14 protein-coding genes are annotated in these 12,928 nt (G+C 46.1%); 11 read left to right on the top strand and 3 right to left on the bottom strand.

Annotation, left to right across the window (positions count from 1 at the left end; all coding sequences use genetic code 11):
• Window positions 1-525: 525 nt before the first annotated feature.
• From L2755_RS14000 to flgA, 3 genes are all read right to left on the bottom strand, one after another.
• Entirely contained in the window at window positions 526-951 is a 426-nt protein-coding gene (locus L2755_RS14000; protein WP_248981303.1) for a flagella synthesis protein FlgN, read from the bottom strand.
• 50 nt (window positions 952-1,001) lie between these two features.
• On the bottom strand, window positions 1,002-1,319 hold the full coding sequence (gene flgM / locus L2755_RS13995; protein ID WP_248981302.1) for a flagellar biosynthesis anti-sigma factor FlgM: 318 nt from the start codon (window positions 1,317-1,319) through the stop codon (window positions 1,002-1,004).
• Window positions 1,320-1,395: 76 nt separating this feature from the next.
• Window positions 1,396-2,109, bottom strand: a complete 714-nt coding sequence (gene flgA, locus L2755_RS13990; RefSeq protein WP_248981301.1) for a flagellar basal body P-ring formation chaperone FlgA — start codon at window positions 2,107-2,109, stop codon at window positions 1,396-1,398.
• A gap of 285 nt (window positions 2,110-2,394) precedes the next feature.
• Between flgA and L2755_RS13985 the strand changes: the two genes are divergently transcribed.
• From L2755_RS13985 to flgJ, 11 genes are all read left to right on the top strand, one after another.
• The gene (locus L2755_RS13985) at window positions 2,395-3,315 is read left to right on the top strand and encodes a chemotaxis protein CheV (protein ID WP_248981300.1); all 921 of its coding nucleotides are present in this window, start codon (window positions 2,395-2,397) and stop codon (window positions 3,313-3,315) included.
• Window positions 3,316-3,457: 142 nt separating this feature from the next.
• Complete coding sequence (locus L2755_RS13980; protein ID WP_248981299.1) at window positions 3,458-4,291, top strand: CheR family methyltransferase; 834 nt, start codon at window positions 3,458-3,460, stop codon at window positions 4,289-4,291.
• 176 nt (window positions 4,292-4,467) lie between these two features.
• Window positions 4,468-4,866 (top strand): flagellar basal body rod protein FlgB, encoded by a 399-nt coding sequence (gene flgB / locus L2755_RS13975; RefSeq protein ID WP_248981298.1) that lies wholly within the window; start codon window positions 4,468-4,470, stop codon window positions 4,864-4,866.
• A gap of 2 nt (window positions 4,867-4,868) precedes the next feature.
• Window positions 4,869-5,285: a flagellar basal body rod protein FlgC gene (flgC, locus tag L2755_RS13970; protein WP_248981297.1), complete on the top strand. Its 417-nt coding sequence runs from the start codon at window positions 4,869-4,871 to the stop codon at window positions 5,283-5,285.
• A gap of 25 nt (window positions 5,286-5,310) precedes the next feature.
• Complete coding sequence (gene flgD, locus L2755_RS13965) at window positions 5,311-6,105, top strand: flagellar hook assembly protein FlgD (RefSeq protein ID WP_248981296.1); 795 nt, start codon at window positions 5,311-5,313, stop codon at window positions 6,103-6,105.
• Between the two features lie 75 nt (window positions 6,106-6,180).
• Window positions 6,181-7,545: a flagellar hook protein FlgE gene (flgE, locus tag L2755_RS13960; protein ID WP_248981295.1), complete on the top strand. Its 1,365-nt coding sequence runs from the start codon at window positions 6,181-6,183 to the stop codon at window positions 7,543-7,545.
• Window positions 7,546-8,286: 741 nt separating this feature from the next.
• The gene (gene flgF, locus L2755_RS13955; protein ID WP_248981294.1) at window positions 8,287-9,030 is read left to right on the top strand and encodes a flagellar basal-body rod protein FlgF; all 744 of its coding nucleotides are present in this window, start codon (window positions 8,287-8,289) and stop codon (window positions 9,028-9,030) included.
• 10 nt (window positions 9,031-9,040) lie between these two features.
• Window positions 9,041-9,829: a flagellar basal-body rod protein FlgG gene (gene flgG / locus L2755_RS13950; RefSeq protein WP_248981293.1), complete on the top strand. Its 789-nt coding sequence runs from the start codon at window positions 9,041-9,043 to the stop codon at window positions 9,827-9,829.
• A 99-nt stretch (window positions 9,830-9,928) separates the two neighbouring features.
• Complete coding sequence (flgH, locus tag L2755_RS13945) at window positions 9,929-10,603, top strand: flagellar basal body L-ring protein FlgH (RefSeq protein WP_248981292.1); 675 nt, start codon at window positions 9,929-9,931, stop codon at window positions 10,601-10,603.
• A gap of 140 nt (window positions 10,604-10,743) precedes the next feature.
• Complete coding sequence (locus L2755_RS13940; protein ID WP_248981307.1) at window positions 10,744-11,835, top strand: flagellar basal body P-ring protein FlgI; 1,092 nt, start codon at window positions 10,744-10,746, stop codon at window positions 11,833-11,835.
• Between the two features lie 28 nt (window positions 11,836-11,863).
• Entirely contained in the window at window positions 11,864-12,898 is a 1,035-nt protein-coding gene (gene flgJ, locus L2755_RS13935) for a flagellar assembly peptidoglycan hydrolase FlgJ (RefSeq protein WP_248981291.1), read from the top strand.
• The last annotated feature ends 30 nt before the right edge of the window (window positions 12,899-12,928 follow it).

The raw sequence follows: 12,928 nt of genomic DNA, 5'->3' as shown, positions 1-12,928 counted from the left end.
GGTACTAGGACGTTCGCCAGCTCACTGCTAGGACAGACTACGTCCTGCTAGGAAATCAACAGAAAACACCCTTTGGCTTTTGATGTTGATTTTATGCTTTGCTAGAACCTATCTGAAAGCTGAGAAGGTCCTAGGTACTAGGACGTTCGCCAGCTCACTGCTAGGACGGACTACGTCCTGCTAGGAAATCAACAGCAAACACCCTTTAGCTTTTGATGTTGATTTTCTGCTTTGCTAGAACCTATCTGAAAGCTGAGAAGGTACTAGGTACTAGGACGTTCGCCAGCTCACTGCTAGGACAGACTACGTCCTGCTAGGAAATCAACAGAAAACACCCTTTGGCTTTTGATGTTGATTTTATGCTTTGCTAGAACCTAGAACCTTCTTTTAAAGTAGGTCGGCGTTTATGCCGTCGCTTTGCTCTTTTCTAGTTTTTACCGTAAGCGAAGCGTTCCGTAAGGCCGTTCGTCTATGATTTTACCGTCTTAGCTCCTCTCGGCTTAAGCATCTCAGCTCGAACCGTTCTTAAGCTCTTAAATTATTCCCTAAGCTTGAGATACTGGAGGTACGGCCTTTACCATCATAGGTGAGGCTGGCGGAATTACGACTGGCCTGCAGTGCCTGAGAGAAGCGATTTAAGCTGGCTAAGCTCAATTCTATTAAAGACTCGTTCTCAGCATTGAGCTGTTGGCACTCCGCTAGCAAGGCTTTTGCTGCGCTAACTTGCTGAGATAATGTGGCGTCGGTCTCTAATATACTTTTATCAGGCTGTGTGGCTATCATCTCATCGTTATGTTTTAAGCTATCAAGTAAGGTCGCTTTAGTACTGGCAAGTGACAGCAGAGTGTCTGCATCTTGCGACTGTAGCGCCTGTTTCTCTTGGCTAATAACGGCTTTAAGCTCAGTCAACACGGTATGTTGTGAGCTCAATAGATGAGATAAATTTGTCATAATGGCCTTATCTTTTATGCCTTAATCCGCTAATTGCGGCGACATTTATATTAATCGCTAAGTTCATTCTCGAAGTTTGCGATATTAGTTGCAAGCTTTTCTGGATCGATTTTGTAACGACCTTCAGCAATTGCGGCTTTAATTTCATCAACTTTCTTTTGGTCAATATCTGGCATGTCGGCCATCTTAGTTTGCACGTTTTGCAGCTGTTGAGCCTGTGGCGTAATCGACACAGAGTCGGCTTTTTGTGCAACCGCTGTTTGCACTGGGGCCGCTGGAGCGCTTTGCGTTGCAGCACCTTTACCGGTGTTACTGCTGTTTATGCGCGCTGTGGCAGCACTATTTACTTGTTTAATATCCATAGCCATTTTGGTATCCAACATTGAATAAAGAGACTTTCTTATACACGCTATCGGCGCGATAGCGGTTAACTTTAATCTTATTTTACATTCTTACTTCAACTTGGCCAACCGCGGTGACTTTCGCGTTTAAGGTTTTCTGTGAATAGCTGTTTTTAACCCGTATCTTATCGCCTAAATTACCATCGTGTAGGGCTTCACCAACGGTTTTTATCTCGAAGTTTTCAGACTTGGCAAATATCGACACTGTGTCTCCCTTACAAACAATACACAGATGATTATTAAAAATGGGTTGCTGTGGTGCGACTCGACGCTTAAGCCTTGCGCCGACCACTTCGTTTAGTTGGTCAAATTGTTGACCTCTGAGCGTCGTTTGCTCGACGTAATCAATGGCAACATCGCTACGTGAGATCAGATCTCCAGGACCTAATGTTGCTTTAGCGACCACCACAGGGTAAAGAATGTCGACTCTCACCGATAAAAATATCTGCCATGGATAGCTTAAGTCGGGGCTGTCACAGCTTATTTTGACTGTATTGTTGCGCCTTATTGCACGATCGCTGGCGATCTCTGCCTTTATCGGAAGAAAGCAATTAGGTATTCTGACACGGGTATCTAAGCTTTGGGGAGTGATATTAATCTTAGCTTTTTCAGGAGCTTCTATTTTTTCTTCAACTGCCGCTATAGCTAATCGAGAAATGGTCGATAAAGAGGGTACACTCGCAACTTGATCCGTATTGGCGCTAGTGGTAACGGGGAAACAAAGTACGGTAAAAAGTAGCCAAAAATTTATTTTCATAATGAATACACCAGCTTGATTCGCTAGAATGCACCTAAGTCGTGTTAATTGGAGAATGTTAATAGCGAACTCATTAAATCGTTGGACGTCATAAAGTTGACTGATATCGCAACGTTAGAATCAGATAGTGCTAACTAAGCAAGTAACATGCCTAAATGTAGAGGTAACATTATATTGTTCTGTATTGACAGCATTGATGCGCAAAATCAACGTAATCAGCGTTAACTAAAATTACATTTAATCTATTAGATTTAACCGATAAAAATAAGTACAAGGCAAATTTTCATGTCGAACATTCTTGAATCAGTAAATAAGCGCACCCAGTTGGTTGGACAAAACCGACTCGAGTTATTGTTATTTAAACTTAATGGACGTCAACGATTCGGCATTAACGTATTTAAGGTCAAGGAGGTGCTGCAATGCCCTCCGTTAACCAGATTGCCTAGGCTCAACTCTAGTGTGCGTGGCATAGTGCATGTGCGCGGCATGACCATTTCAGTGATCGATTTGAGCGCAGCAACCGGCGGTCGCCCAATTGAGGACTTAGCGAGCAGCTTTATTATCATTTCTGAGTACAACCGCAGTGTGCAAGGTTTCTTGGTGAGTTCAGTTGAGCGTATTATCAATATGAACTGGGAAGCCATCATGCCACCGCCACAAGGTTCGGGTCGTGGCTCATATTTAACGGCTGTCACAGAGATAGAAAATGAGTTAGTGGAGATTTTGGATGTTGAGAAGATCCTCGATGAGATCTCACCCGTCAATACCAACATTAGTAAAGAGCTTGATGACAAGCTGACAATTGATAGAGATAAGCACTATCACATTATGGTCATCGACGACTCATCAGTTGCCCGCAAACAGATTATTCGTGCGTTATCCTCTCTTGATCTGCAAATCGATACCGCCAAAGACGGTAAAGAGGCGTTAAATAAATTACGGGCAATGGCGACTGAGCTTGACGACGTGGCGACTGAAATCCCATTGATTATTTCAGACATTGAGATGCCTGAAATGGATGGTTATACCTTAACGGCTGAAATACGTGATGATCCAAAACTTAGGAACATAAAAGTGGTATTACATACCTCGCTCAGTGGTGTATTTAACCAAGCGATGGTGCAGAAGGTTGGCGCAAATGATTTTATTGCTAAATTTAATCCTGATGAGTTAGCAGCCGCTGTAAACAAGCACTTAAGTCTATAAAAGCAGGTTTATGTTGCAATGCCCAAGCCAGAGGGAACCAAGTCTAACTTGTGTTTCCTAGGTGGCTAATGTATAACCCAGCGATTGTGGTAAAGTCGCGCCTTTTATGCGGCTTGTTTTATAGATATTTAGGATATTAAGAGTGCCAAATAAATCACTTGCTGAAAACGAGTACCATCAGTTCAGGCTCTTTCTAGAGCAGCACAGCGGTATTGTGCTAGGTGAGAACAAACAATATCTGGTGCGTAGTAGATTAGCGCCGCTGATGGGGAAATATAATCTTCCCTCTTTATCGGATGTGGTAAAGCATTCAATGAAGCCCACAGAGCGTCAACTTCGCACTGAAGTCATCGATGCCATGACGACTAACGAAACACTGTGGTTTCGTGATCGTTATCCTTTCGAGTTGCTGTTTAATGCTATTTTGCCTAATTACAGTCGACTGGGTCGGCCGCTAAAAATATGGTCAGCAGCATGTTCATCTGGGCAAGAGCCATACTCTTTAGGCATGACACTTCTTGAGTATCAACAGCGAAAACCCGGGACACTGCCCAGTGGTGCAAATATATTGGCGACGGATCTGTCGCCGTCGATGCTTGAGCGCTGTAAAAAAGCGGAGTATGACAACCTAGCGTTAGGTCGTGGTTTATCTGATGAACGCAAACGTCAGTTTTTTGATGCCTTGCCCTCCGGCAATATGGTGGTTAAAAATAATGTAAAGCAACTGGTTAATTTTAGAGCACATAACTTGCTTGAAAGTTATACCTTGCTCGGTAAGTTCGATATTATTTTTTGCCGCAATGTATTGATCTATTTCTCGCCAGAGGCAAAGCGGAAAATATTGCGGCAATTTGCTGCCGCACTGAACCCTAAAGGGATCCTTTTTCTTGGCGCGTCAGAGTCTATCGCCGGTTTGTCTGCTGAGTTTGATATGGTGCGTTGTAATCCAGGGATCTATTACCAGAAGAAAGTCTAAGCCTATTACATAGTGGGTGTTGAAGTGCCGTTAACGCAATTTTGACACCCCGTTTTCCCATCTAAACCCGCCCTCTATAGCGCCATTTCCCCGCTAAAGCGCCTATTTTCATTCTTTTAGACTAATTTGGCACACCAATTGCTTTATCTCAGATACCAAGCTGAGGAGGCAATTTTATGGCGATTAGTTTTGATAAAGCATTAGGGGTTCATCAATACACTTTGGGCGTACGCTCTCAACGTGCAGAAGTCCTATCTTCAAATATTGCCAATGCCGACACACCAAACTACAAATCACGTGATGTAGATTTTGCCAAAGCGATGAATTCAGCGCAGTCACGTCAGTCGGGTTTAGCCATGGTAAAGAGTGATGTTAAACACTTCGATTTGGCTGCCTTATCGCAGCAACATGTGGGTTATCGTGTGCCGAATCAGCCCGACACCGGTGACGGTAACACGGTCGACATCCAGCAGGAGCAGTCTGCGTTCATGCAAAATGCCCTCGAGTATCAAATGTCGCTCGGTTTTCTCGACAGTAAGTTTTCCGGCATGAAAAAAGCGATTAGAGGCGATTAATTATGAGTTTATTCAATATCTTTAACGTCGCAGGTTCGGGTATGTCTGCGCAATCGGTCAGACTGAATACCACGGCCAGTAATATTGCCAACGCAGATTCCGTATCAAGCAGTGTTGGTGAGACTTATCGTGCTCGTCATCCTATTTTCGAAGCTGCAATGAGCAAAGCACAACAGCATCAAAGCGCCTCTCAAGGCGTTGCAGTTAAGGGCATCGTTGAAAGTGACTTACCGTTAAATAAAGAATACTCGCCAGGTCATCCAATGGCAGACACTGAGGGTTTTATTTATAAACCTAATGTCAATGTGATGGAGGAGATGGCCAATATGATCTCTGCCTCTCGCTCATATCAGATGAATGTACAAGTGGCTGAAGCTGCAAAATCGATGCTTCAGCAAACCCTTAGAATTGGTAAATAAACTCAGTGAAAGCTGGAGGTAAATTTTGAGCCTAATTAACTCGCTCAATAACACGCAATCGACAACGGCCCAGTCACAGCAGGCTGGCACTGTTACGCCGCAAGCTTCGACGCAAAGTAGTGCGTCAACAACCCAGACGCTAACAACGGGTAATCCGTTTCTAGACAGTTTGCGCTTGCCGGTAGCGGATTCAATACCTGAAGCAAATAGTCAGGATCTATCCCAAGAAGATTTCTTCTCCTTATTGAGTCAACAGTTATCGATGCAAGATCCGTTTAAACCGGTCGACAATGATCAAATGATCCAGCAGATGGCATCGTTCTCAACCGTTGATGGTATTAGCAAGCTTAACGAAGAGATTATTAACCTCAATGCGCTAACAACATCGAGCCAAGCGCTGCAGGCATCAGGTCTGGTTGGCCAGAAAGTGCTTATTCCATCCGATACCGGTTATATATCAGCTGAAGAGCCGACCATGAAAGGCATCGTCAGTACGCCTGAAACGATTCAAGATTTAACCGTGCGAGTGGAAGATGAAACCGGCCAGCTGATATCGACTTTTCAAGTGGATGGCAGTGCCGGTGGTAACGTTGATATCACCTGGGATGGTCTGGGTAAAAATGGCGAGCCCGTTGCAGAAGGGAGTTACATCCTTAAAGTGAGCGGTAAAGTCGATGGCAAGAGCGAAGAGTTACCCGTTTCAACCTATGCCCACGTGACAAGTGTGTCGTTAGGCACCGCCGCGACCGGCGCCATTTTGAACTTGCGCGGTGTTGGCGGCATTAAGATTAGTGACGTGTTAGCAGTTTCAGAATCGTAAACCCACGACAGATATTAATGAGAGAGGCGGATAAAGCCTCTTCTAAAACGAATTGAACAAGGATTGAGGTGAATTATGTCATTTAACATTGCTCTGAGCGGTATATCGTCTGCGCAAAAAGATCTAAATACAACCGCAAACAATATCGCTAACGTCAACACCACGGGTTTTAAAGAATCACGTGCCGAGTTTGCCGATGTTTACGCCAGCTCGATTTTTGCCAACAGCAAAACTACAGTCGGTGGCGGCGTGGCAACAAGCCAAGTAGCGCAGCAGTTCCATCAAGGCAGCTTGCAGTTCACCAATAACTCACTTGATATGGCGATTAACGGTGGCGGCTTCTTCGTCACTTCATCCGAAGTGGGTTCACAAGATCACTCCTTCACCCGTGCGGGTGCGTTTAAGTTTGACTCGAATAACTACATGGTCGATTCAGCCGGTAATTTCCTGCAAACTTTTCCAGTAGACAAAGACGGTAACTCAACCTCAGTGAGCTTGACCACGACTCAGCCAGTGCAAATACCCGATACGGCAGGTAGCCCGGTAAAGACCGATAATATTGGCATGCAGATGAACCTAAATGCCGGCGATAAAACATTCGATCCAGCAAGTTTTGATCCCGATGACCCTGATACATTCAACAATTCAACCTCAGTGACCATGTACGACTCATTAGGTGAGCCGCATATCATGACCACTTACTTTGTGCGTCCACCCGATGCTGCCCATACCGGTGAAAGCAACTGGGTTGCGTTTTACGCGGTTGATGGCAAAAAAGTGAACGTCGATCCCGCTTCAGGGACCTACGATGTCGATACTGATGGTGATGGTATCGTAGATGGAAGCAGAAACGCTGAAACAACGGGTGGTGCTTGGAAAGGCGCTTCAGTCTCTTTTAACGATACCGGTGCTTATACCGGCAGTAATCCAGCGACTATTCAAACTGAAGCGCTTGGCGTTGGCGGCGCCAATGTACTCGGCGCTGGCGCCGATGGTACACAAACATTAAACCTTACCTTTAATAACCCGACTCAGTACGCATCACCCTTTGAAGTGACTGAATTGACACAAGATGGTACCACTGTCGGTCGCTTAACTAACGTTGAAGTAGGTGCCGATGGCCTTATCAATGCCAGTTATAGTAACGGCTCAACAGTGCCTTTAGCCCGGGTTGCATTAGTACGCTTTGCCAACGAACAAGGTTTGTCGCAGGCGGGTAATACCTCTTGGAGAGCCAGTATTGATTCAGGTCCAGCATTAGCCGGTGAGGCTAATAGCGGTACTTTTGGTAGTATTCGTTCGTCAGCACTAGAGCAATCAAACGTGGATTTGACCACCGAGTTGGTTGACCTTATCTCTGCTCAACGTAACTTCCAAGCTAACTCTAGAACGCTGGAAGTCAACAATACCCTACAACAAACGATACTGCAGATCCGTTAATTGACAGGCTAAGAAGGGCGCTTCACTTCGAGGTTGCCCTTTGGGCTGTTAGGTCGTTCGCAGGCTCACTGCGAGGAAGACCATAGGCAACAAATGTCCCCATAAGCGGTACTTTGTTGCCTTTATTTTGCTAGCACCTTCTTTTAAAGTAGGTCGGCATTTATGCCGTCGCTTTGCTCTTTTCTAGTTTTCACCGTAAGAGAAGGTCCTAGGTACTAGGGCGTTCGCCAGCTCACTGCTAGGACGGACTACGTCCTGCTAGGAAATCAACAGCAAACACCCATTGGCTTTTGATGTTGATTTTATGCTTTGCTAGCACCTAGAACCTAGAACCTAGAACCTAGAACCTAGCACCTTCTTATAAAGTAGGTCGGCATTTATGCCGTCGGTTAGCATGGTCGATTGCAATGATTGATGGGCTAAAGCCCAACCTACAGCGGTGTTGTAATGTTTATGTTGGTGTTTACGATTATCTTTTGTAGGTCGGCATTTATGCCGTCGCTTTGTTCTTTTCGAGTTTTTACCGTAAGCGAAGATCCTAGGTACTAGGGCGTTCGCCAGCTCACTGCTAGGACGGACTCCGTCCTGCTAGGAAATCAACAGCAAACACCCTTTGGCTTTTGATGTTGATTTTCTGCTTTGCTAGAACCTGCTCTTCCTCGAACCTAGGACCTTTTTTCGCTTATCTTGGCACGATGCTTGCTAATTAATACGTTAGACGGAAGTTTGACGGAGCGTTAAGTGGACAAGTTACTCTATGTCGCCATGAGCGGCGCGAAACAGAATATGAATGCGTTGGCGATTAGCGCCAACAATTTGGCAAACGCTAGTACAGATGGTTTTAAATCGGATTTCGCTCAGGCGCGTTCGATGCAAGCCTTTGGTGATGGTTTGCCAACGCGTGTGTTCGCCATGACAGAGAACCCGTCAGCTAACTTTGCAAGTGGCCCAATAAAGACCACGGGTCGAGATCTTGATATTGCCGTCAAAGGCGATGGCTGGATTGCGGTTCAAACGCAAGACGGCGGCGAAGCTTACACTCGCTCAGGCAGCTTAAGCTTCGATAGCACCGGCGTATTACGCAATGATAGAGGCGCCGCGGTGATGGGCGACAATGGCCCCATCGTGTTGCCATTGCCGATCGAAAAAATTGAAATATCTCAAGATGGCATCATCTCCGTCCGTCCATCGGGTGCCACCGCTGAGGTTATTGAAGAGGTGGGCCGCATTAAGCTGGTCAACCCAGGTAATGAAAATTTAATGCGTGGCCAAGATGGTTTATTCCGTCAAATGTCAGGCGAAATAGCCGCCGCGGATCCAAGCGTCGGCCTACTTAGCGGCGCTGTTGAAGGCAGTAACGTTAATGCAGTACATGAAATGGTATCGATGATTGGCATACAGCGTCAGTTTGAGATGCAGGTCAAAATGATGAAAACAGCTGAAGAAATTGATAAAGCTTCCGCTTCATTAATGCGCATAAGCTAGGAGATATAATATGCATCCCGCTTTATGGATAAGTAAAACTGGTTTAGACGCTCAGCAAACAGACATCTCTGTTATTTCAAATAACGTGGCCAACGCCAGCACCATTGGTTTTAAAAAGAGCCGTGCCGTTTTTGAAGACTTGCTCTATCAAAATGTCAATCAAGCTGGCGGTGTGAGTGCGTCAGATACCAAATTGCCTAACGGCTTGAATATTGGTGCCGGTACCAAGGTGGTGGCGACGCAAAAAGTCTTTACCCAAGGCAACATGTTGACCACCGATAACTCATTAGACTTGATGATCGAAGGCCCTGGATTTTTCGAAGTGCAGATGCCAGACGGCACTGCCGCTTATACCCGTACCGGTCAATTTAGCTTGGACGAGACGGGGCAGATCGTCACGCCAGGTTCTGGTTATGTGGTGCAACCGGCAATAACCATCCCAGATGACGCCAGCAGTATTACCGTATCGGCTGAAGGCGAAGTGTCGGTCAAAACCGCAGGAAATGCTGAAAACCAAGTGGTGGGTCAGCTGTCAATGTCTGACTTTATTAACCCTGCAGGCCTAGATCCTATGGGGCAAAACCTCTATATGGAAACCGGCGCCAGCGGCACCCCTATCCAAGGCACTGCATCACTCGACGGCATGGGCGCAATCCGCCAAGGGGCATTAGAAACCTCCAACGTTAACGTGACAGAGGAGCTCGTGAACCTGATTGAAAGCCAGCGTATTTATGAGATGAACTCCAAGGTTATCTCTGCTGTTGATCAGATGCTGTCCTACGTGAACCAGAATTTATAAGTGTAAGGTCAATTTTGCTGGTATAGGCGTGTTACTCGCCATTGTCAATTTTATCGTATATGGCACTTAATATGCCTTTCAATGTGAAGAGAGTTTTGTATGAGTCGTTACTGGATATTAATCGTTATTGCTGCGCTATCAGGTTGTACTTCAACCAATAAAAAGCCGATTGCTGACGATCCGTATTACGCCCCAGTGTACCCGGAAGCGCCGCCAACAAAAATTGCTGCTACAGGATCTCTGTATCAAGACAGTCAAGCTGCAAGCCTTTACTCCGATATTAAAGCATTGAAAGTGGGCGATATTATTACTGTCATTCTGATGGAATCGACCCAAGCGAAAAAGAGCGCTAATAACGAGATTTCACGGGGGACTGACCTGTCTCTTGACCCTATCTACGCTGGCGGCGGTAACGTCACCATTGGCGGTAACCCAATTGATCTGCGTTACAAAGACAGCATGAACACTAAGCGTGAGTCTGATGCTGACCAAAGCAACAGTTTGTCCGGCAGCATTTCTGCCAACGTGATGAAAGTGCTTAATAACGGCAACTTAGTTATTCGTGGTGAGAAATGGATAAGCATCAATAACGGCGATGAGTTTGTGCGTATTACCGGTATTGTGCGCGCTCAGGATATTCGCCCTGATAACACCATCGACTCGCCGCGAGTCGCTAATGCGCGTATTCAGTACAGTGGTACCGGGACTTTTGCTGAAGTACAAAAAGTGGGCTGGCTCAGCTCATTCTTTTTGGGCAGTTGGTGGCCGTTTTAGTTCATGGCCCTGATTAACCAATAAAAAATAGCAAAAATAACAATAAGCCAATGTGTCGCGCGGACTGCGACACCTAACCGCCTGCTAGGGCAGCTTTTTAGCGGCGATAAGCTCGTCGACTAAGCTAAGGACTTTTCATGATGAAAATAAAACTGGCAATACTTTGCGCGATAATGGTAATCGCTGCGCCGGTAAATGCACAGCGCATTAAAGATATTGCCAATGTCCAAGGGGTGCGCAGTAACCAATTGATTGGTTATGGCTTAGTGGTGGGTCTGCCAGGCACCGGTGAAAAAACCCGTTATACCGAACAAACATTCAAAACCATGTTGAAGAACTTTGGCATTAATTTGCCAGATAACTTCAGACCGAAAATTAAAAACATCGCTGTGGTCGCTGTTAGCGCCATTATGCCCCCCTTTATTAAACCCGGTCAGACATTAGACATTACCGTGTCAAGTCTAGGTGAAGCTAAAAGTTTACGTGGCGGCATGCTACTACAGACCTTCCTTAAAGGTGTCGATGGTAATGTGTACGCGATTGCACAGGGCAGTATGGTCGTCAGTGGTTTTAGCGCTGAAGGGCTAGATGGCTCTAAAGTGATTCAAAATACGCCCACAGTGGGTCGTATTCCCAATGGCGCGATTATCGAACGCACCGTCGCTACGCCATTTTCAACCGGTGATTACCTTACCTTTAACCTGCGCCGGGCTGACTTTTCAACGGCCAAAAGGTTGTCTGATGCTATCAATGAGTTATTAGGCCCTGGAATGGCAAGACCGCTAGATGCTGCATCGGTGCAGGTGAGTGCGCCGCGTGACGTATCCCAGCGAGTGTCATTTTTAGCCACGCTTGAAAATATCGAAATTGAACCTGCAACAGAATCAGCCAAAGTGATTGTTAATTCGCGCACCGGCACCATTGTCGTCGGTCAAAACGTCAAATTATTGCCAGCGGCAGTCACTCATGGCGGCTTAACGGTGACGATTGCTGAAGCAACCCGAGTATCTCAACCTAACCCCTTCGGCAATGGTCAAACCGTCGTCACTTCTGATAGCACCATTGATGTATCTGAAGACGATAGTCGCATGTTTATGTTTAACCCTGGCACCACGCTAGATGAGCTAGTACGGGCGGTTAACCTTGTTGGAGCAGCCCCTTCAGATGTACTCGCGATACTTGAAGCGTTAAAGATGGCAGGCGCTTTGCATGGTGAACTGATAATAATATAAAATTTGTCGGTCTGAGTGGGAAGAAGTCATGGATAAGCTGTCGAATGCATCGCAATTTTTGGATATTGGGGGATTAGATTCACTCAGATCCAAAGCCCAGAAAGGTGAAAGCGGTGCGCTAAAAGAAGTGGCGCAGCAGTTTGAAGGTATTTTCGTACAGATGCTAATGACTAGCATGCGAGACGCCAACGCAGTGTTTGAATCCGACAGCCCAATGAACAGCCAATACACCAAATTTTACGAGCAGATGCACGACCAGCAGATGTCTTTGAACCTCTCTGGCGAAGGTATGCTCGGGCTAGCCGATTTGATGGTGCAGCAATTAGACCCAGCCAATAGCCCAATGACCCCCGCGTCGGTACTCAGAGGCGACAGTAACACTTCAGCCAGAGCCAACAGTTTTACACTTGGCGATGCACATTCAATGCAGATGCCAACCGCGCGTGCAACGGCGTCGACTCCTGTTGATATAGCCACTAGCGCTGGCGTTGCGCCGCAAACATTAGATTCTCTGTTAAGTGGCAAGGTTTTGCCGTCGGCGGCGCTCAATGCGGACAAGTCACAAGCAGACTTTACCAGCCAAGATGAATTTGTCAGTCGTCTATACCCTCATGCCGAAAAGGCCGCCAAAGAGTTAGGTACCACCGCTGAAGTGTTAATCGCACAGTCGGCACTTGAAACCGGTTGGGGCCAAAAAATGGTCAAGGGCGTTGCTGGACAGCAAAGTAATAATTTATTCAATATTAAAGCGGATAACCGCTGGCAGGGCGACAAAGCCCAAGTAAATACCCTTGAATACGAGCAAGGCATAGCGGTAAAGCAAAAAGCAGATTTTAGAGTATATGACGACATTGGCCAGAGTTTTAACGATTTCGTGTCGTTTGTCTCTAATAGCGAACGTTACCAAGAAGCGATGAAAAAGGCCGCCAATCCACAAGCCTTTGTGCAGTCACTGCAAGATGCGGGGTACGCCACGGATCCAAAGTATACCGACAAAGTCATGCAGGTAATGAAAACCATCACTAGAGATTTTAAAGATGTTTTACAAGGGGCGAAGCAATGATAAATCCAGTTGTGCAACCGTTTGTAATGG

It is taken from the genome of Shewanella abyssi (genome assembly GCF_023284025.1).
In the GTDB taxonomy this organism is placed as follows: domain Bacteria; phylum Pseudomonadota; class Gammaproteobacteria; order Enterobacterales; family Shewanellaceae; genus Shewanella; species Shewanella abyssi.
The sequence above is the reverse complement of the archived record's forward strand: the minus strand, read 5'-3'. Positions and strand labels throughout refer to the sequence as shown.